We start from the raw sequence: 17804 nt of genomic DNA, 5'->3' as shown, positions 1-17804 counted from the left end.
CCGGCCCGCCTGGGTCGCCCGGCCAGGTTAATTCCGTCGGCGTGACGCTCCCTCCGGACGCCGCGCCGCCCTCCCGGCAGATCCTGCGCACCTTTGAGTTGAACAACCGGTACATGGACCGGGCCACGTCTTCCTACCAGAAGTCCTTCGGGTTCGCCCTGACGAACGAGCCTCTCAGCCGGGTCGACCGCGATTTCAACCTGGTGCCCGCCGCCGCCACCCACTGGGAGGTGACCGAGGACGGCCGCACCTGGGTTTTCCACCTCAGGAAGGACATGGTGTTCGGTGACGGCAAGCCCGTAACCGCCTACGACTACGCGGACACATTCCGGCGATGGGCGGACCCGGACATCGGTTTCGATTTCGAATGGTACTACCGGCCCATCAAGAACTGGGGCGCGGTCGTCGCGCGGAAGATGCCGCTGGACTCGCTGGGCGTCGAGGCGCTGGGCCCGCACACCATCGCCTTCACGACCACCCGGCCCGCGCCTTTCGCGCCTCATTTGCTCAACTACAGCTGGGTGACACCCACCCACCAGTTCGAGAAATACGGGGCCGCGTGGTCCACAAAACCGGAAACCCACATCGGGTACGGACCCTACCGGCTCAAGGAGTGGACGATCAATGACCGCATCGTCCTCGAACCGAATCCCCTCTACCCGGGACCCAGCACGCCCTACCTGGAGCGGATCATCGCCCGGTTGTACAACGCAGCGGCACAGCCGCCCTTTCTCGCCTCCTACGAGGCAGGCGAGGTCGACTACGTCCTGCTGAACAATCCGGCCGAAATCAACCGGGCCCGGTCCGATCCGGTGCTGCAAAGCCACCTTAACACCTATACCAATTTCACCACGTACTATCTCTTCATGGATACCCGCGTTCCCCCCTTCAACGATCTGCGCGTCCGCCAGGCGATAAGCCACGCCATCGACCAGCCGGCCATCATGAAATCCGCCCTGAAGGACATCGCGGTGCCTGCCGTATCCATGATGCCGGCCGGATTCCCCGCCGCCCGTCCCGATTCGCTGGCACACATTCAACGGTACGATCCCGAAAGGGCCCGAATGTTACTCGCGGAAGCGGGTTATCCCGACGGCAGGGGATTTCCGGAGATGGCCATGTGGCTGCGCGGCGAAGCCTATCTCAGAAAAGTGGCCGCCGAGGCCATCCAGGCCATGCTGAAGCAGACCCTGAATATTGAGGTCGAGGTGCTGAACGTGGAACGGAAGGTCTACACGGAAGCGCTGAACGCCAAGGAGATCCCCTTTTCCATGCTCGCCTACGGATGGGACTACCTGGACCCCAGCAACCTGCTCAACCTGTGGCTGTCCCGGGGCCGCCATCCGTGGCGTAACGACCGGTTCGAGGAACTCGTGGAGCAGGCGAACCACCTGGTGGGCGATCCCGGCCGCCGGGCGCAACTCTACCATGACGCGGAAGAGATCCTGGTCCGCGACGTGGGCGGCGTGTTCCTCTGGCACGACCTGGTCAACGAGATGTGGCGGCCCTATGTCCGCGGCGAAGCCCTGGAACCGAACGAATCGGGCTACAGGGCCTGGCGTGGAAACCAGATGCTGAACCTGATGACAACGATATATATTACCGAGGAAGTTTCCCGGGAAACGACGACACGCAGGCCAGCCGGACGCTGAAGTTGGCTGATTGAGCTTTGACGGGACCGTGCTCACGACTTCACTCATCAACGTGCAGTTGCTCACGGATTCACTCATCAGATCGGTCCTTTGCATGGGCATGCCATCAAACATAAGAACATGGGGTATTCGGGGTATCCTCGCCCCGGCGGTGGTATTGACAGGCTCGGCGGTTCTCCTGTATTACGCGCTGTTGGGATCCGCCGTAGCCGACCCATCCGGCCAGGATGGACCGGCTCAGGTCAATTCCGTGGGCGTCACGCTTCCCCCGGACGCCGCGCCGCCTGAGCATCAGCACCTGCGCACCTTCGAATTGAACAACCGGTTCATGGACCGGGCCGTTTCCTCTTACCAGAAGGTCTTCGGTTTCGCCATTACGAACGAGCCGCTGACCCGAGTCGACCGGGACTTCAACCTGCTCCCCGCCGCGGCGACCCACTGGGAAGTGACCGAAGACGGCTTCACTTGGATTTTCCATCTTCAGCAGGACCTGATTTTCGGCGACGGGCGGCCCGTGACGGCCTACGACTACGAGTCTTCGTTCCATCGTTGGGCCGATCCGAAGACCGGCTTCGATTTCGAATGGTACTACCGTCCCATCAAAAACTGGGGAGAAGTCGTGGCCGGCCGCATGCCGCTGGACTCGCTGGGCGTCGAAGCGCTGGACGAGCACACCATCGCCTTCACCACAACCCAGCCGACGCCCTACGCGCCGGAGCTTTTGAATTACAGCTGGGTGACCCCCACCCACCTGTTCGAGAAATACGGCCCGGCCTGGTCGACCCGGGCCGAGACCCACATGGGCAGCGGTCCCTTCCGGCTCAAGGAATGGACGATCAACGACCGCATCGTCCTCGAGCCGAGTCCCACGTACCGGGGTCCCAACAAGCCCTTCCTGGAACGCATCACGGCGCAACTCTTCAACGCCGCCGCCCAACCGCCCTACCTCGCAGCCTATGAAGCCGGCGAAGTCGACTACATCGTGCTGGGCAACCAGGCCGAAATCAACCGCGTCAGATCCAATTCCGCGTTGGAGGATCACCTGAACACCTACGTGGATTTCCAGACCTATTATCTACTGATGGATACGTACAACCCACCCTTCAACGACCGGCGGGTGCGCCGGGCATTCAGCCACGCCGTCGACCAGGCTTCGCTCATGAGTTCGGCCCTGCGGGACATCGCGTTGCCGGCCGTCGCCATGTCGCCGCCGGGGTTTCCCGCGGCCAACTCCGAAGCGTTGGCCGCCATCCAGGCCTACGATCCGGAAATGGCGCGTAACCTCCTGGCGCAGGCGGGTTATCCCGATGGCGAGGGATTCCCGGCCGTGAACATATGGCTGCGGGGAGAAACCATCGTGAACAGCACGGCCGCCGAGGCGGTCCAGGCCATGCTGAGGCAGAATCTGAATATCGAGGTCGGGGTGCGGAACGTGGAAAGGAAGGTGTTTACGGAAACGATGAACGCCAAGGAACTCACCCTGGCGATTATCCCTTACCGCTATGACTACGTCGATGCCAGCAACCTGCTCACGCTGTGGCTGTCTAACGGCAGACATCCCTGGTACAACGAGCGGTTCGAAGATCTGGTGCTTCGGGCGAATGTGCTGGTGGGAGATCCGGACCGGCGCAACGCGTTATACCAGGAAGCGGAGGAAATCCTGGTCCAAGACGTGGGCGGCGTGTTCCTCTGGCACACCCTGATCAATGAAATGTGGCGACCCTACGTGCGCGGCGCGGCGCTGGAGACCAACAAGTGGGGGTACAGGGCGTGGCGGGGCAACCAGATGCTGAACCTGATGCCGACCCTGTATATTTCGGAAGACGTCCTGGATGCGACCCCGAATGAGGAACCCGCCGGCTTCTGGGACTGGCTGACCACCCGGTAGATCCTTGCCGAGGCCCAGGTACGCTTCCAGTGCCGCCGCCTACGCCGCGGCTTCCTGCACGATGCGCCCGTCGAAGAGACGGATGATCCGGTGGGCGTGATCGGCCAGCGTCTGGTCGTGGGTCACCATGATAATAGTCGTTCCCGCCTCGTTGAGCCCATTCAGCAGTTCCATCACCTCGGCGCCGTTGGCCGAGTCCAGGTTACCCGTCGGCTCGTCGGCCAGGATCAGCTTGGGATTGCCGATGACCGCCCGCGCCACGGCCACGCGCTGCTGCTGGCCGCCCGAAAGCTGCTGCGGGAAGTGGTTCCGCCGGTGGGGGATCTGCATGTGCTCCATGGCCGCGTCCACCCGTGCCTTGCGCTCCTGTTTGGACGTGCCCAGGTAGATCAGCGGCAGCTCGATGTTCTCGTAGACCGTGAGTTCGTCGATCAGGTTGAAGCTCTGGAAGACGAAGCCGATGTTGGCCTTGCGCAGGTTGGCCCGCTGCCGCTCGGAGTGGCCGGATACTTCCTGGTCCAGGAAATAGTACTCCCCGCCCGAGGGGTTGTCGAGGAGTCCGAGGATGTTGAGCAGAGTGGACTTTCCGCAGCCCGACGGTCCCATGACCGCCACGAACTCGCCCTGGTCCACGGCCATGGTCACGTCGTTCAGCGCCGTCGTCTCCACCTCTTCGGTGGCGTAGAGTTTCTTGAGATGCTCGGTCCTGATCATGTTGCGCTCCTGTGATGTGATGATTATTGCAAGACCAGTCTTTCCATGTCGCCGAAGTTGTCGTACATGGAGGTGATGACCGTTTCGCCCTCTTCGAGCCCTTCGAGGACCTCGAAGTACTGGCTGTTCTGCCGGCCGAGCCGGATATCCCGACGCACGGCGAACTCGCCCGTGGGATCCAGCACGTAGATCCATCGTCCGCCCGTCTTCTGGTAGAAACCGCCCCGGGGCACCTGCATGGCGTCGGCCAGTTCACCCAGCGCGATGCGCACCTGCAGCGTCTGGCCGCGACGGAGTCCGTCCGGCATCCCCTGGGGAAACTCCATGTCCGCCTCGAACTGCCCCTCGATCACCTCGGGGTACACCCGGCTGATCACCAGGTCGTAGGTGCCGCCCGCGAAATCGAAGGAACCGGCCTGGCCCGAGCGGATGCGGGCGATGTAGTGCTCGTCGATGGCCGCGCGCACCTTGAACTGGTCCTCCACGTCGATCTGGCCCAGCCGGTCGCCGCCGGGCTTGGACTCGCCCACCTCGGCGATGAGCGAGGAGAGCAGCCCCGTGATCGGCGCGCGGATCGTCAGGTTCTCCTCGTTCTGCTTGATGACTTCCAGGTTCCGTCGAAGGCGGTCGACCGATTCCTCCAGCTGCTGGATCTGGATTGTCTGGAAAAGCGAATCCTGGTTCAATGTCTCGACGGTGACGTCCCGCTTTCGCGTCAGGTATTCCAGATTGTCCTTTGCCTCGTCGTATTCCTGCCGCGAAGAGAGTTCCGCCTTGAACATCTCGTCCTGCCGCGCGTACTCCCGCTCGGCCTGGCGCAACTGGTATTCCGTCTCCACCAGTCCGGCACGCATACTCAGGCGCCGCTGTCCCATGGTAACCCGCGTCTCCCTGAGCCGGTTCACTTCGCGGAACAAATCGGCCTCGCGCTGCATGACGCTCAACTGGAGGGTGGCGTTGGACAGGCGCAAAATGGGCGTCCCCTGCTCGATCTGCGAGCCCTCTATGACGTAGACTTCCTCCACTCGCCCGCCTTCGACCGCGTCCAGGTAGATTGTCCGGAGCGGCATCACCTCGCCCTGCTCCACGATGTACTCCAGGAAGGGACCGTGGGTCACCGGGGCCAGGGTCAGCTTCTCCGCGTCCACGTTCAGTGAGGACGGGTTCACGCTGAGCAGTGCGTAGGCCCCGAAGGCGATCACCGCCGCCGCCAGGCCGCCCAGGGCGATCCGGCGCGGGGTGAAGCGCTTTTTCTCGATCCGGCGGTCCATGGTGTTGTCCTGTTCACGCTGCCGCTCTGCCGTGAACATGCCCACCAGGCCCTTGGATTCTTCGCTGTTTTGAGGCTTGTCGCTCATGCGTTTTAGCCCAGAGTCGTCGCCATTACCCAGAATGGCTTGTCGCCTACGTTATAATCCCGCAGCGGATGCAGGGTCCCGTCGGAGGGATCCACGCGATACGCCGTCATCACACCCGCGGCTTCACCGGCGCAATAGAGGAACCGGCCATCCGGATCGACGTTGAAAGACCGCGGACTCGCCGGAACCGAAACGTGCCCGAAAGCGCTCAGCGCCCCATCGGCCGCCACGTCGTAGCCCACGATGCTGTCATGCCCCCGGTTGGAGGCATAAGCCCACTTCCCGTTCCGGTGCACCTCTACGTGCGCGGTGGCCCCACCATCCTTCCAGTCTTCGGGCAGGGTCGATACATTCTGGAAGATCTCGAGGGTGCCGCTGTCCGCATCGAAGTGATGGACCGTCACCGTGTTGCCCTGTTCATTAACAATATACGCCACGTCGCCCCCGGGCCGGAAGCAGATATGCCGGGGACCCGTTTCATCGTCCGGGGGGGTCAGCACCGCGGGTTCATTGGGGGACAGCTGCCCCGAATCCGCGTCGAACCGGAACTGGCTGGTCTTGTTGGTGGGACAGACGTGGGGGACGATCGCGTACCGGTCCTCCACCGCCAGGCAGACGGCATGAGCTTTTTCGCCCGTGTTGATGTACTGCACGAGCTCGCCGATTGCGCCGTCCCCGCCCAACCGGTGCACGGTGATGCCGCCGCCCCCGTAGTAAACGGTCAACAGGAAACGGCCGCCGCGGTCCGTAACGAGGTGCGCGGGGATCGCGATGCCGGTGTCCACCTTGTTGACGAGGGAGAGTTCGCCGGTGTCCGTGTCCAGCTGGTAGGCCGCGAGCGTGGTGGATTCCACGTGGGCGTTGTACATGAGGTTGCCCGCCGGATGCAGGCAAAGCGCCCCGGACGGACCGTGGGCGTCGCTCGTGGACCGCAGGGTCAGGGCTCCCGTCTCCCGGTCCTGGTCGTAAGCCTTCACCTGCTCGTCGCCGGTCAACGAGACGAAAACAACGGTGCGTCCTGACGAGGAATCAGCCATGCTTTTCCGATCTCCTGTTTTATGTATATGACTACCTTAACGGGTAAGACTTCAAAATATACTCCGAGGTTGCGTCCTCAAAGTGTATTTTGGATTCAATATGCCCGTCGCTGCAACCGTGCTGAACGGCTGGAACGACACGACGTGTTCATACGAAGGAGTCGAAGCCATTGCGGATCATGATCATCGCCGGAGAAGCGTCGGGCGAGATGCACGGAGCGGGGGTCGTGGCCGCACTCAAGGCCAGGCGCCCGGGAATCGATATCTTCGGCGTCGGCGGGGAACGCATGGAGCGGGCCGGCTGTGCGCTCGTCTACCATATTGATCGCTTCTCGGTAATGGGCCTTACCGAGGTCGTCCGGCATCTGCCTTTCATTCACCGGGCGTTGCGGCGGCTGGACGGGCTGCTCGAATCCCGGCGTCCCGACCTGGTCATCCTCATAGACTATCCCGACTTCAATCTCCGCCTCGCCCGCAAGGCACGCAAGCGGGGCATACCGGTCCTGTACTACATCAGTCCCCAGGTCTGGGCCTGGAGACCTCGGCGGATCCACGCCATCGTCCGGAACGTGGACTGCATGGCCGTGGTCTTTCCATTCGAAGAGGAACTGTACGAGAAAGCCGGGGGAAAGGTCGTCTTCGTCGGCCACCCCCTGCTGGAAGTGCTCGAGAGCCGGCAAACCAGGACCGAATTCTGCGAAAGCGCGGGCCTCGATCCGGACCAGCCGATCATCGGGATGTTGCCGGGCAGCCGGGTCATGGAAGTGGAACGCATGCTGCCCGCGATGGCGGGTACCCTGAAGGCCGTCCGGCAGGAGCTTCCCGGGACCCAGGGGGTCATCGGGCTGGCGCCGACCGTCTCCAGGACCGACCTGACGGCGTGTCTCGCGGGGAATGCGGCCCTGGACAGTGACGCAGAAAGAGTTCCCGTGGTGGAAGGAAGTACCTACGAGGTCATGCGCCACGCCGACCTGTTGCTCGTCACGTCGGGAACGGCAACCCTGGAGTCCGCCTGTTTCGGCACGCCCCTGGTGGTCTTGTACCGCATGTCCCGCCTGTCCTGGTGGATCGCCCGTCGCCTGGTCAGCATACCGGACATCGGCCTGGTGAACGTGGTCGCGGGCCGGCGCATCGCACCGGAATTCCTCCAGGACGCCGTCGATCCGGAAATGCTGGCCCCCGTGGTTCTGGAGCTGTTGAAGGACCCGGGCAAACGGGAGGCCATGGCGCGCGAACTCCGGGAAGTACGTAGTCGCCTGGGTACGCCAGGCGCTTCGTCGCGCGTCGCCGACCTGGCCCTGGACATGGCGGGCGGCGCGGACGAGCATCAAACGGATGATCGGGAAAGCGGACCGAGCGGGGATAGCGGGCCGAGCGGGGAAGGGGCCGTCGATGACGGGTCTTGAAAGCCCCGTAAACTCCTTGATCGGAAAACTGAGCGCCGGGGCCATAAGCCTGCTCGGAGGGACGCTCTCCATCCGAAGGATCGGAGCGGAGTATCTTGAGCAGGCACGGGAAGGCGGGCGGCAGGTAATATACGCCTTCTGGCACGAGGGTTTGCTGGTGGCCACCTATGCCTTTCGCCGGCAGGGGATAAAGGTACTGGTGAGCCAGCACCGGGACGGCGAGTGGATTGCCCGGGCCATCGAGTGCATGGGATACGGGACCATACGCGGATCTTCCACCCGGGGGGGAACGCGCGCCCTGTTCCGCATGGCGGCGGCCGGCGCGGCCGGCGACGACCTGGGGGTAACCGTGGACGGGCCCCGCGGACCCAGGCTTCAGGTCAAGCCGGGCACGCTCATAATCGCCGGGAGGTCAGGGCTTCCCATCGTGCCCTTCGCGGTCGCCGCGAACAAAGCGTGCTTGCTTTCGAGCTGGGACCGTTTCATGGTACCGCGCCCCTTCTCCAGGGCGGCGATTGCCTTCGGAGAACCGCTGACCGTGCCTGGAGACGCGCCGGTCGAGCGCCTCGAGCCCTACCGGGCCGAACTCCAGCAGCGCCTGTTGGAAGCACGCGAAATTGCCGTACGTAGTCTCGATGAGTCCTGAATATCCGGCCGATTCCTGACGTAACGCAGACTCTCGACATGGTCTTTGTCTACACTTTGCTTTTTACCGCGCTGACCGTGCTGCTCTCGCCGGTCCTGGCCTGCCTGTCCATCCTGGATCGGTACGGGATGCGCCAGCGGCTCGGCCAGCGACCACTCGTCCCCGACGGGGAAAACCGGCCTGTCGTCTGGTTCCACTGCGCGTCCGTGGGCGAAGCCACCGGCCTGGCGGTAGTGATCGGAGGATTCGCGGAACGCCATCCCGGTATCCAGGTGCTCGTCACCACGATGACGGAAACCGGCCTGGTCTATGTCAGGAAGCACGTACCCCGGGCCCGGTACTTCGGACTGGCGCCCCTCGACGCGCCTTTCATCGTCCGACGGGTGTTCAGACAGGTACGCCCCCGCGCGCTGGTCCTCCTCGAAGGAGAACTCTGGCCCGGCATGCTCGGGACCGCCGCCGCTCACGATTGCCCCGTAATACTGGTGAATGGCCGCATGTCGGATCGCAGTCTCGCGCGAAACCGTTTCGTGAAGCCGCTGTTCAGGCACATGTTGCGGCGGCTGGCCGGCGTGGGCGTCCAGCATGCGCTCGACGGGGAACGGTTCATAACCTTCGGCACGGATCCTGGCCGGGTGCGGGTGACCGGAAACGTAAAGTTCGACCTCGCAGCCGAGCAGAAGGGACCCGGGCGGGAAGCGCTGCGCCTGGAACTCGGCCTGTCCGCGTCCGAGCCGGTCATCATGGCGGGTTGCCCCCGGCCCGTGGAAGAGGAACGGGCCGTGTTGGCGGCCTTCGTCCGCGTACGGGAACGGTATCCCGAGGCAAAAATGATCTGGGCGCCCCGGCACCTCCAGCGCATACCCTCGGCCGAGCAGATGATGAAGGCGGCCGGCCTGCGGTTTACTCATCGGACGCGGCTGGGTGGGGTAGGAGGTCCTGACGGGGAAGGCGGCCCCTACGGTACAGGAGATCCGGACGGAGCGGAAGCGGGTGGCTTTGACGGACCGGAAAGCACCGATCCCGCTTCCGTCGACGTGATCATCCTGGACACCATGGGCGAACTAGCGGTCATGTACGCCGCCGCGGACATGGCCTTCGTCGGCGCCACGCTGGTTCCCCTCGGCGGACACAACCTGCTCGAACCCGCGGCATGCGGCATACCGGTCCTCTTCGGGCCCCACACCGAGAACGTCCGGGCAAGCGCCGTGGCCCTGTTGCGGACCGGGGGCGGCATGGTCGTTCACGGCGGTGACGAACTCGCTCGGCAATGGCTCGAATTGTTGGATGATCCGGGGAAGCGTGCGCGGACCGGCGCAGCCGCCCGACAGGCCGTGCTCGAATGCTCCAGGGCCGTGGACCGCACCCTGGACCTGGTCGACCGGTGGATCCTCGAGCCGGACCCCGGCGGATCCGGCGGATCCGGACCACGGCACTACCCGCAACGCACACCGTTCATTACCCGACTGATGGACCCCTGCGAGCGCGCTCCGACCATTCGCTTCCTGCGCGTCGCGCTGCTGCCCGCGTCCCTGCTGATGGGCATGGCGGTCCGGTTACGCAACGAGTTGTACGACAGGAAATTACTGACTTCCGACCGGCTGCCGGTCCCGGTGATCAGCATAGGCGCACTGACCGCGGGCGGCGCGGGGAAGACGCCCGTGGTGAGATTCCTTGCCCGCAGGCTGCGAGACGCCGGCTACCGGCCCGCCGTGCTGAGTCGCGGATATGGCAGGAATTCCCGCGAGACACGCGTGGTCAGGACGGACACCGCCTGGCAGGAGGTGGGAGACGAACCGGCCTTTCTGGCCTCGATGCTACCGGATGTGCCGGTGGTCGTCGGCCCAGGTCGCACTGCAGCCGGACGACTGGCCATTGACCAATACGGCGCAAATGTGCTTCTGCTGGACGACGGATTCCAGCACCGAAGCACGGCCCGCGCGGTGGACATCGTGGTGCACGACGCCACTTGCCGGCTCGGTCCGGAGCACAACCCGGAGCGCCTGCTCCCCGCCGGCCCCTTCCGAGAACCGGTTTCCTCACTCCGGCGCGCCCACGCACTGGTGCTGACACGGACCAACCAGTCCCGTTCCGCGGCGGTCGACACAGCGCGCATCAAAGGCGAGTTCCCTCACCTGGCGCTGGTCGAAGCCGTCTATGAACCCTCGGGTCTGCGGCGCCTGGACGCAGGCCAGGACGACAGCCTGGACAACGATACCCAGCTTCCGCCGGACTGGCTGGCCGGCCGCGAGGTGCTCGTCCTCTGCGGGATCGCCAATCCGGCTTCCTTTGTGCAGACGGTCACGGACGCCGGCGGGCGCGTGACCCACGTCCTGGCGTACCGGGATCACCATCCCTTCTCCCCGTCCGACCTGGACCGGGCATTGTCCCTGGTTGAAGAATCCGGCGCGGAATGCATCGTCACCACGGAGAAAGACGCCGTCCGGATCCCGGACCACGCCGTCAGAAAACACCTGGTCGCCCTGGATATCGCGCTCCTGCTGACCGCGGGCGAACCTGCACTCGAGGAGATACTTTCAACGCTGGACGAAACGCGATGAACCGGCTATATTATCTAACCTGTACGTTAATTTGACGGCACCCGTCTTTCATCCATCTGAAATCCGATAAATGGCTGACTCGAACTGGATTGCCATCCTCGATTTCGGCGCGCAGTACACGCAGCTCATCGCGCGGCGCATACGGGAAAGCCACGTCTACTGCGAGGTGCTGCCCTACGATACGCCGGCGTCCGAACTTTCGGCGCGCAACGTCACCGGTATCGTCCTGTCGGGCGGTCCAGCCAGCGTGTACGGGGAAGACGCGCCCCATCCGGATCCGGCCATATTCGAGGCGGGCAGGCCGATCCTCGGGATCTGTTACGGTCTGCAGCTCATGGGGCATTACCACGAAGGCGAGGTCGCCCACGCCGGAACCCGGGAGTACGGAAACGCGGGCATCCGGACGACGGGCGACACGCCCCTGTTCCGCGACCTGCCGGAGCGCATGACGGTCTGGATGAGTCACGGCGACGAGCTCAAGGCGCCGCCGCCGGATTTCGACGTCATCGCCCGTTCCGACAACGGTCACATCGCCGCCGTCGAGCAGGCCGAGCGCAGGATCTACGGCGTGCAGTTTCATCCGGAAGTGGTACACACGGTCCAGGGCCGCGAGATCCTGGAGAATTTCGTATTCACCATATGCGGTTGCGAGGGTAGCTGGACGCCGCAGACCTTCATCGACGAGGCCCTGGCCACCATCCGGGAGACCGTGGGCGAACGCCGCGTAGCCTGCTTCGCCAGCGGCGGCGTGGATTCCTCGGTCGTGGCGGCGCTGATCGGCCGGGCCATCGGGGACCGCCTGACCTGCATCTTCGTGGACACGGGCATGCTCCGGAAGGACGAGGCCCGGGAGGTCGAGGAAACCTACCGCCGGACCATCAACGCCCGGTTCCGATTCGTCGACGCCTCGGACCGGTTCCTGGACCGGCTGAAGGGCGTGGAGGAACCGGAGCAGAAGCGCAGGATCATCGGGGACGAGTTCATTCGCGTCCTGGAAAGCGAGCTGACCTCGCTGCGTGGCGTCCACATCCTGGCCCAGGGCACCCTCTACCCCGACGTGATCGAAAGCGCCTCCGTGAAGGGCCCGGCCAGCGTCATCAAGACCCATCACAACGTAGGCGGGTTGCCGGACGACCTGGAACTGGAGCTGCTGGAACCGGTCCGGAGCCTGTTCAAGGACGAGGTGCGCACCGTGGGCCGGGAACTCGGGCTTCCCGACGAGATCATCAACCGCCATCCCTTCCCGGGACCCGGCCTGGGCATCCGCGTGCTGGGCGAAGTAACCAGGGAGCGGGTGGCCATGCTGCAGGACGCGGACAAGATCTTCATCGACGAACTGCGCCGGACCGGCCTGTACGACGAGGTCTCCCAGGCGCTGGCCGTGCTGCTCCCGGTCAAGACCGTCGGCGTGATGGGCGACGCCCGCACCTACGAGCGCGTCATCGCCCTACGGGCCGTGACCACGCTGGACTTCATGACGGCCGACTGGGCGCGCCTGCCCACGGACTTCCTGGCCCACGTGTCGAACCGCATCATCAACGAAGTGCGAGGCGTAAACCGCGTGGTCTACGACCTCAGTTCCAAGCCGCCCGGCACCATAGAATGGGAATGAGCCCACGTCCGGCACCCGTCCTGAGACACCCTCCTGCCCTGGGTGGCACCCCTCCAGCACTGGCTGGCACCCACCCTGCATCCGCTGTCATCCGAAGCCTTTAAAACATACATAAGCCTGCATAGACACGGGCTCTTTACATATTAAACAGGCACTTTCCGCCACGGTCTGCATTCACAGGCTGCCATTTTGCGGAACAAGCAATCTTGGGCTTGACATCGTATTTCTTTTTGCTAAATTTCGTTACGTTATAACATAACAACGCCGACCGACCCGCGGGTCTTTGTCGACAGCGGCGGTAACAACCTCAGGATTCCGTTTGTTAAAAGGTGACTGTTCGGTGCAAATCAGTGGCAAAATGAGGTTTATTCTTGCATGCCTGTGTGCCGTCGCGTACTCGATGGATATCCACGCAACAACGATGCTGCCGGTAGAGAATGTCGCCGCCGAACAGTCCTCGGGTGACGGTCACGCCGACAACAGACAGGAAGTTGCAATCTGGGACCAGGTAGCGCTCTGGATCTGGGCATTGCAGAATGAATTCCTCATGGGCTTGATGCAGGAGTTTGAATCGCTGCGTGGCACGGATGGCTTCGGCTGGGTTTTGGTGCTGACGAGCTTTCTCTACGGTGTCTTGCATGCCGCGGGACCCGGACACGGGAAGATCGTGTTGACGACCTACCTGTTGACCCAACGAAGCCGGTTGAATCGAGGTATCACCATGGGTGCCGCGGCTGCGCTCCTTCAGGGCGTGACGGCACTGTTGCTGGTTTGCGTACCGATCGGATTGGCCGGCAGGCTTCCGATAGATACGGATACGGCATCACTGTGGGCGACACGGGCCAGTTTCACTTTGCTTGCCCTCGTCGGTCTCTACTTGCTGGTTCGCGCGGCTGGCGTCTTGTCCGAAAGCGTTCGCCGTTTGAGGCGCGTAACCGGCGAAGTCCGCCACGATCCTGCCGACCATGTTAATGGGGAGGGCAGCGGCTGCCGGCATATGCCCGGTGCGGCCGAGATCGATACGGTCGGCAGCCGGCATGCGGCGGCTGGCGTGGTTTTGTCCATAGGACTGCGGCCCTGCAGCGGAGCCGTGTTTGTGCTGATCCTCGCTACCGCGATGGATCTGATATGGTATGGCGCGCTCTCCGTGATCGCCATGTCCATCGGTACCGCGATCACCATAGTCGTCCTGGCCATCATTGCGACGGAGGCGCGGGCATGGGCGAGTACGGTGGTCGCTCACCGATCACCGCTGTGGACGCTGGCGGGCGCGGGCCTGGGTGCGCTTGGCGGCACGCTCCTGGTACTGCTGGGATTGTGGGCGCTGAACGCGTCGTTTGCACTGAAACCGGCAGTGGGTTTGTAAAGGACGGAAATCAACTCTAGCTTCCGCACAAATAGTCTACAAATGGTCATGTTGCAACAACTGAACAAAGCTGGATTTTCACCGCTACGGGCCGGCATTGGAGCGCGCATTGCGCTGGCCGGCATCGCCACCGGACTGTTGTGGTTGGCAGTCGCCTGGGCCCTGATATGATTGCGCCAATGGACAGCACGATCTTGCGTTTTGAAAATCTGACCCTCGGATACGACAGTCATCCCGCGGTCCATCATCTCGATTACGCCATCCGTGCCGGTGCCCTCGTCGCCGTGGTGGGACCGAACGGCGCCGGAAAGTCGACGCTGCTCAAAGGGACCATCGGCAGACTCGCGCCACTTGGCGGAGAAATCAGATTGACGGGAATCGACACCTCGGAAATCGCGTACCTCCCTCAACAGACCGAAATAGACTGGAGCTTTCCGATTTCGGTCTTCGACGTGGTGGCCATGGGATTGTGGCGGCAAAGGGGAGCTTATCGTCGATTCGGACGGGAAGGCGACCGGATGGTTGGCGAGGCCCTGGATATCGTGGGGCTGGGTGGTTTCGAGCGGCGCTCCATCGGCACGCTCTCCGGGGGGCAAATGCAACGTGCACTGTTCGCCCGCCTTCTCCTCCAGGACGCTCGGCTGATTCTGCTGGACGAGCCGTTCACGGCCATCGATTCGGCGACGGTGCGGGATCTCAAGGGGCTCATTCGCCGCTGGCATCGGGAGCGGCGGACGGTGGTCGCCGTACTGCACGACCTGGATCAGGTCCGGTCGGAGTTCCCGGAAACCCTTCTCCTGGCCCGCGAGCAGATCGCCGCCGGACCGACGGAAAACGTCCTTTCTCCGGCTAATCTCGATCATGCGCGACGGCTTACCGAGGCCTTTGACGACGGAGCGGCCGTATGCGGGAGATGATCGCCTGGATTCCTTCCCGTCCGGTGGACCTTCCGGTGGAGGGCGCGTAATGTACGATGCCGTCATCGCCCCCTTCGTCGAATTCGGCTTCATGCGCCGGGCCCTGGTCGGGTGCCTTGCCCTTTCTCTGGGGGCTACCCCCATCGGGGTGTTCCTGACCCTGCGGCGGATGAGTCTGACCGGGGATGCCATGGCTCATGCCATTCTTCCCGGTGCGGCCCTGGGATACCTCGTGGCGGGGCTGTCGCTTGGCGCCATGACCCTCGGCGGGGTGATCGCGGGAGTGACGGTGGCTATGCTCTCCGGACTGGTAGCCCGCACCACCGTGGCCCGTGAGGATTCCAGCCTGGCCGCCTTCTATCTGATTTCCCTCGCCGTCGGGGTCGTCATCGTATCGACGCGTGGCAGCAATGTCGACCTGCTGCACATCCTGTTCGGTACGGTGCTTGCCCTAAACGATGCGGCTATATACCTGGTTGCGGGCATCGCCACGGTCACCCTGTTCGGGCTCGCTGTCCTCTACCGGCCATTGGTGATGGAGTGTTTCGACCCGGGCTTTCTCCGCTCGGTGAGCTCCCTGAGCCCGGTAGGCCACTACAGCTTTCTTGTGCTGGCGGTTCTCAACCTGGTGGGCGGATTTCATGCGCTGGGGACCCTGATGGCGGTTGGGATCATGATCCTTCCCGCCGCCGCCGCCCGGTTCTGGACGCGTGATCTCACTCCCCTGGTGGTCATCGGTGTGCTTGCGGCCTTTCTGGGCGGGTATGTCGGCCTGTTGTTGTCCTATCACGCCAGTTTGCCTTCCGGCCCCGCCATCATCCTGACGGCGGGAGCGTTCTATCTGTTCTCGCTGTCCTTCGGGCCTGACGGCGTAATCATGACGCACCTCAGGCCACGCCGTCATCTGGAAGCATAATGCCAGGTATGAACCAGGAAATGGCCATGATATTCAGACGATATATCCTTTATTCCGCCTTCACAGCCTGTTTGATCGCCATGTCGGGGGCGGGTGCCGCCCGGGCCGATACCTCCATTGACGTGGTCGCGTCGTTCAGCATCCTGGGTGATATGGTCCGGCAGATAGGCGGTGACCGGGTGCACGTTACCACCCTCGTCGGTCCCGGCGAAGACGCGCACGTTTATCAGCCGACCCCGGCCGACGCCCGGACCGTCGCCGAAGCCAGGTTGCTGGTTGTCAATGGACTGGGTTTTGAGGGATGGATAGACCGCCTGACGAAGGCATCCGGGTACAAGGGACGGGTGGTGACGGCGACCGCCGGCGTCAAGCCCCTCTGGGTAGGGGAAAGCGGCCACCGCGAGATCGATCCCCATGCGTGGCAGAGCCTAGACAACGCACGGATCTATGTCCGCAACATCGCCGGTGGATTGGCCGCGGTCGACCCGGCGGGGGCCGAAATCTATCGCCGCAACACGGCGCGATACATGGAGGAGATCGACGCGGTCGAGGCACAGGTACGCGAGACGATCGAGTCGCTTCCGGCCGAACGGCGCATGGTGGTCACCTCCCACGACGCATTCGGCTATCTGTCCGCAGCCTACGGTATCGAGTTCCATGCCCCGGTCGGTTTCAGCACCGAAGCGGAGCCGTCCGCCGGTGACGTGGCCAGGCTGATACGTCAGATCAACAGGGAAAAGATCCCGGCCGTCTTCATCGACAACATCTCCGACCGGCGACTGCTCGACCAGATCGTCCGGGAAACCGGAGCACAGATCGGCGGCACGCTTTTTTCCGACGCGCTGTCGAAGGCGGGTGGGCCAGCTGATACTCACCTTGGCATGATGTTGCACAACATCCGAACACTGGTCGCCGCCTTGGGCGATTGATCGGGAAGGAGAGACCTGTGAATAACAAAGCGCTTTCCCAGGTACTGGAACGAGCCGAGGCGCTGTGCCATGAGCGCGGTGCGCGGCTGACCGAACAACGCAAGGCCGCGCTTCAACTGCTGTGCGTAGCCGAAAAACCGCTCAGTGCTTACGACCTATTGGAGCGCATGCGAGGCGTAGTCCGGAATCCCGCGCCACCGACGGTCTACCGGGCGCTGAATTTCCTGCTCGAGCAGGGTCTGGTGCACAAGCTCGAAAGCCTGAACGCCTATGTGGGCTGCGCACATCCGGATCATCCGCACGCGAGCCAGTTCATGATCTGCGACGACTGCGGCGAAGTAGCCGAGGTTGAAGACCCCAGCGTGGCCATGAGCCTCAAAGCGGCGGGCAACGAGATAGGATTCCGTACCAGGCGGCCCGTCGTCGAACTGCTGGGCACCTGCGCGCAGTGCAGTTCGGAGAAAGACGATCCCACCTGAGACGCATCCAGTTCATATCTACACGACTGAATTAGATGAACTTGCCGCGAAAGGCATTTGTTATCAACAGCCGCCCGGCAATGTGACCACCCCATGAGTAAAGGAACAGTAATGCCCCTGTCAGAAAGACTGCCCGTTACCGTCCTGTCCGGCTTTCTCGGAGCCGGCAAGACCTCACTGCTCAACAACATGCTCAATAACCGCGAGGGCATGCGCGTCGCGGTCATCGTCAACGACATGAGCGAGGTCAACATCGACGCGGCACTTGTTGAGCGCGGCGGTGCGGAACTCTCGCGGACCGAGGAGAAGCTGGTCGAGATGTC

At 63.4% G+C, this 17804-nt stretch carries 15 protein-coding genes; 12 read left to right on the top strand and 3 right to left on the bottom strand.

The genetic code is table 11. The features are described 5' to 3' along the window. The first annotated feature begins 41 nt into the window (after window positions 1-41). Complete coding sequence (locus F4Z81_13665) at window positions 42-1652, top strand: peptide ABC transporter substrate-binding protein (GenBank protein MXW06093.1); 1611 nt, start codon at window positions 42-44, stop codon at window positions 1650-1652. A 10-nt stretch (window positions 1653-1662) separates the two neighbouring features. Continuing rightward, window positions 1663-3540 (top strand): peptide ABC transporter substrate-binding protein, encoded by a 1878-nt coding sequence (locus F4Z81_13660; protein MXW06092.1) that lies wholly within the window; start codon window positions 1663-1665, stop codon window positions 3538-3540. A gap of 39 nt (window positions 3541-3579) precedes the next feature. Here F4Z81_13660 and F4Z81_13655 read toward each other — a convergent pair whose 3' ends face one another. Genes F4Z81_13655 through F4Z81_13645 form a run of 3 tightly spaced genes read right to left on the bottom strand, consistent with a single transcriptional unit; the run spans window position 3580 to window position 6649 of the window. Further along, window positions 3580-4254 (bottom strand): ABC transporter ATP-binding protein, encoded by a 675-nt coding sequence (locus F4Z81_13655; GenBank protein ID MXW06091.1) that lies wholly within the window; start codon window positions 4252-4254, stop codon window positions 3580-3582. Window positions 4255-4277: 23 nt separating this feature from the next. Next, window positions 4278-5612 carry an HlyD family efflux transporter periplasmic adaptor subunit gene (locus F4Z81_13650; protein ID MXW06090.1) on the bottom strand — a complete coding sequence of 445 codons (1335 nt, stop codon included), beginning with the start codon at window positions 5610-5612 and terminating at the stop codon, window positions 4278-4280. 5 nt (window positions 5613-5617) lie between these two features. Next, window positions 5618-6649: a lactonase family protein gene (locus F4Z81_13645; protein MXW06089.1), complete on the bottom strand. Its 1032-nt coding sequence runs from the start codon at window positions 6647-6649 to the stop codon at window positions 5618-5620. Window positions 6650-6819: 170 nt separating this feature from the next. Here F4Z81_13645 and lpxB point away from each other — a divergent pair, with 170 nt between their 5' ends. The 10 genes from lpxB to F4Z81_13595 all read left to right on the top strand — a co-directional run. Then, a complete protein-coding gene (gene lpxB / locus F4Z81_13640) occupies window positions 6820-8055 on the top strand; it encodes a lipid-A-disaccharide synthase (protein ID MXW06088.1) in 1236 nt (411 codons plus the stop codon). Continuing rightward, on the top strand, window positions 7985-8701 hold the full coding sequence (locus F4Z81_13635) for a lysophospholipid acyltransferase family protein (GenBank protein MXW06087.1): 717 nt from the start codon (window positions 7985-7987) through the stop codon (window positions 8699-8701). The genes lpxB and F4Z81_13635 overlap by 71 nt, the downstream gene beginning before the upstream one ends. Before the next feature lie 38 nt (window positions 8702-8739). Continuing rightward, window positions 8740-11262, top strand: a complete 2523-nt coding sequence (gene lpxK, locus F4Z81_13630) for a tetraacyldisaccharide 4'-kinase (GenBank protein ID MXW06086.1) — start codon at window positions 8740-8742, stop codon at window positions 11260-11262. A gap of 70 nt (window positions 11263-11332) precedes the next feature. Continuing rightward, window positions 11333-12874, top strand: a complete 1542-nt coding sequence (guaA, locus tag F4Z81_13625; protein MXW06085.1) for a glutamine-hydrolyzing GMP synthase — start codon at window positions 11333-11335, stop codon at window positions 12872-12874. 319 nt (window positions 12875-13193) lie between these two features. Continuing rightward, the gene (locus tag F4Z81_13620) at window positions 13194-14240 is read left to right on the top strand and encodes a nickel transporter (protein ID MXW06084.1); all 1047 of its coding nucleotides are present in this window, start codon (window positions 13194-13196) and stop codon (window positions 14238-14240) included. Between the two features lie 167 nt (window positions 14241-14407). Further along, complete coding sequence (locus tag F4Z81_13615) at window positions 14408-15157, top strand: metal ABC transporter ATP-binding protein (GenBank protein MXW06083.1); 750 nt, start codon at window positions 14408-14410, stop codon at window positions 15155-15157. 49 nt (window positions 15158-15206) lie between these two features. Then, complete coding sequence (locus F4Z81_13610; protein ID MXW06082.1) at window positions 15207-16073, top strand: metal ABC transporter permease; 867 nt, start codon at window positions 15207-15209, stop codon at window positions 16071-16073. Window positions 16074-16099: 26 nt separating this feature from the next. Continuing rightward, the gene (locus tag F4Z81_13605; GenBank protein MXW06081.1) at window positions 16100-17002 is read left to right on the top strand and encodes a metal ABC transporter substrate-binding protein; all 903 of its coding nucleotides are present in this window, start codon (window positions 16100-16102) and stop codon (window positions 17000-17002) included. A 17-nt stretch (window positions 17003-17019) separates the two neighbouring features. Further along, window positions 17020-17481, top strand: coding sequence for a transcriptional repressor (locus tag F4Z81_13600; protein ID MXW06080.1), 462 nt, complete (start codon window positions 17020-17022; stop codon window positions 17479-17481). A gap of 111 nt (window positions 17482-17592) precedes the next feature. Next, window positions 17593-17804: GTP-binding protein (locus F4Z81_13595; protein MXW06079.1), on the top strand; the 212-nt coding region annotated here is incomplete at its 3' end.

The organism is Gemmatimonadota bacterium (assembly GCA_009835325.1).
In the GTDB taxonomy this organism is placed as follows: domain Bacteria; phylum JAAXHH01; class JAAXHH01; order JAAXHH01; family JAAXHH01; genus JAAXHH01.
This window is presented reverse-complemented; position numbering and strand designations above follow the sequence as displayed.

Excerpts from the sequence above, each read along its gene's own strand:
- F4Z81_13655 (MXW06091.1), bottom strand. The coding sequence starts at position 4,254 with ATGATCAGGACCGAGCATCTCAAGAAACTCTACGCCACCGAAGAGGTG.
- F4Z81_13650 (MXW06090.1), bottom strand. The coding sequence starts at position 5,612 with ATGAGCGACAAGCCTCAAAACAGCGAAGAATCCAAGGGCCTGGTGGGC.
- F4Z81_13645 (MXW06089.1), bottom strand. The coding sequence starts at position 6,649 with ATGGCTGATTCCTCGTCAGGACGCACCGTTGTTTTCGTCTCGTTGACC.
- F4Z81_13635 (MXW06087.1), top strand. The coding sequence starts at position 7,985 with ATGATCGGGAAAGCGGACCGAGCGGGGATAGCGGGCCGAGCGGGGAAG.
- lpxK (MXW06086.1), top strand. The coding sequence starts at position 8,740 with ATGGTCTTTGTCTACACTTTGCTTTTTACCGCGCTGACCGTGCTGCTC.
- guaA (MXW06085.1), top strand. The coding sequence starts at position 11,333 with ATGGCTGACTCGAACTGGATTGCCATCCTCGATTTCGGCGCGCAGTAC.
- F4Z81_13615 (MXW06083.1), top strand. The coding sequence starts at position 14,408 with ATGATTGCGCCAATGGACAGCACGATCTTGCGTTTTGAAAATCTGACC.
- F4Z81_13610 (MXW06082.1), top strand. The coding sequence starts at position 15,207 with ATGTACGATGCCGTCATCGCCCCCTTCGTCGAATTCGGCTTCATGCGC.
- F4Z81_13605 (MXW06081.1), top strand. The coding sequence starts at position 16,100 with ATGATATTCAGACGATATATCCTTTATTCCGCCTTCACAGCCTGTTTG.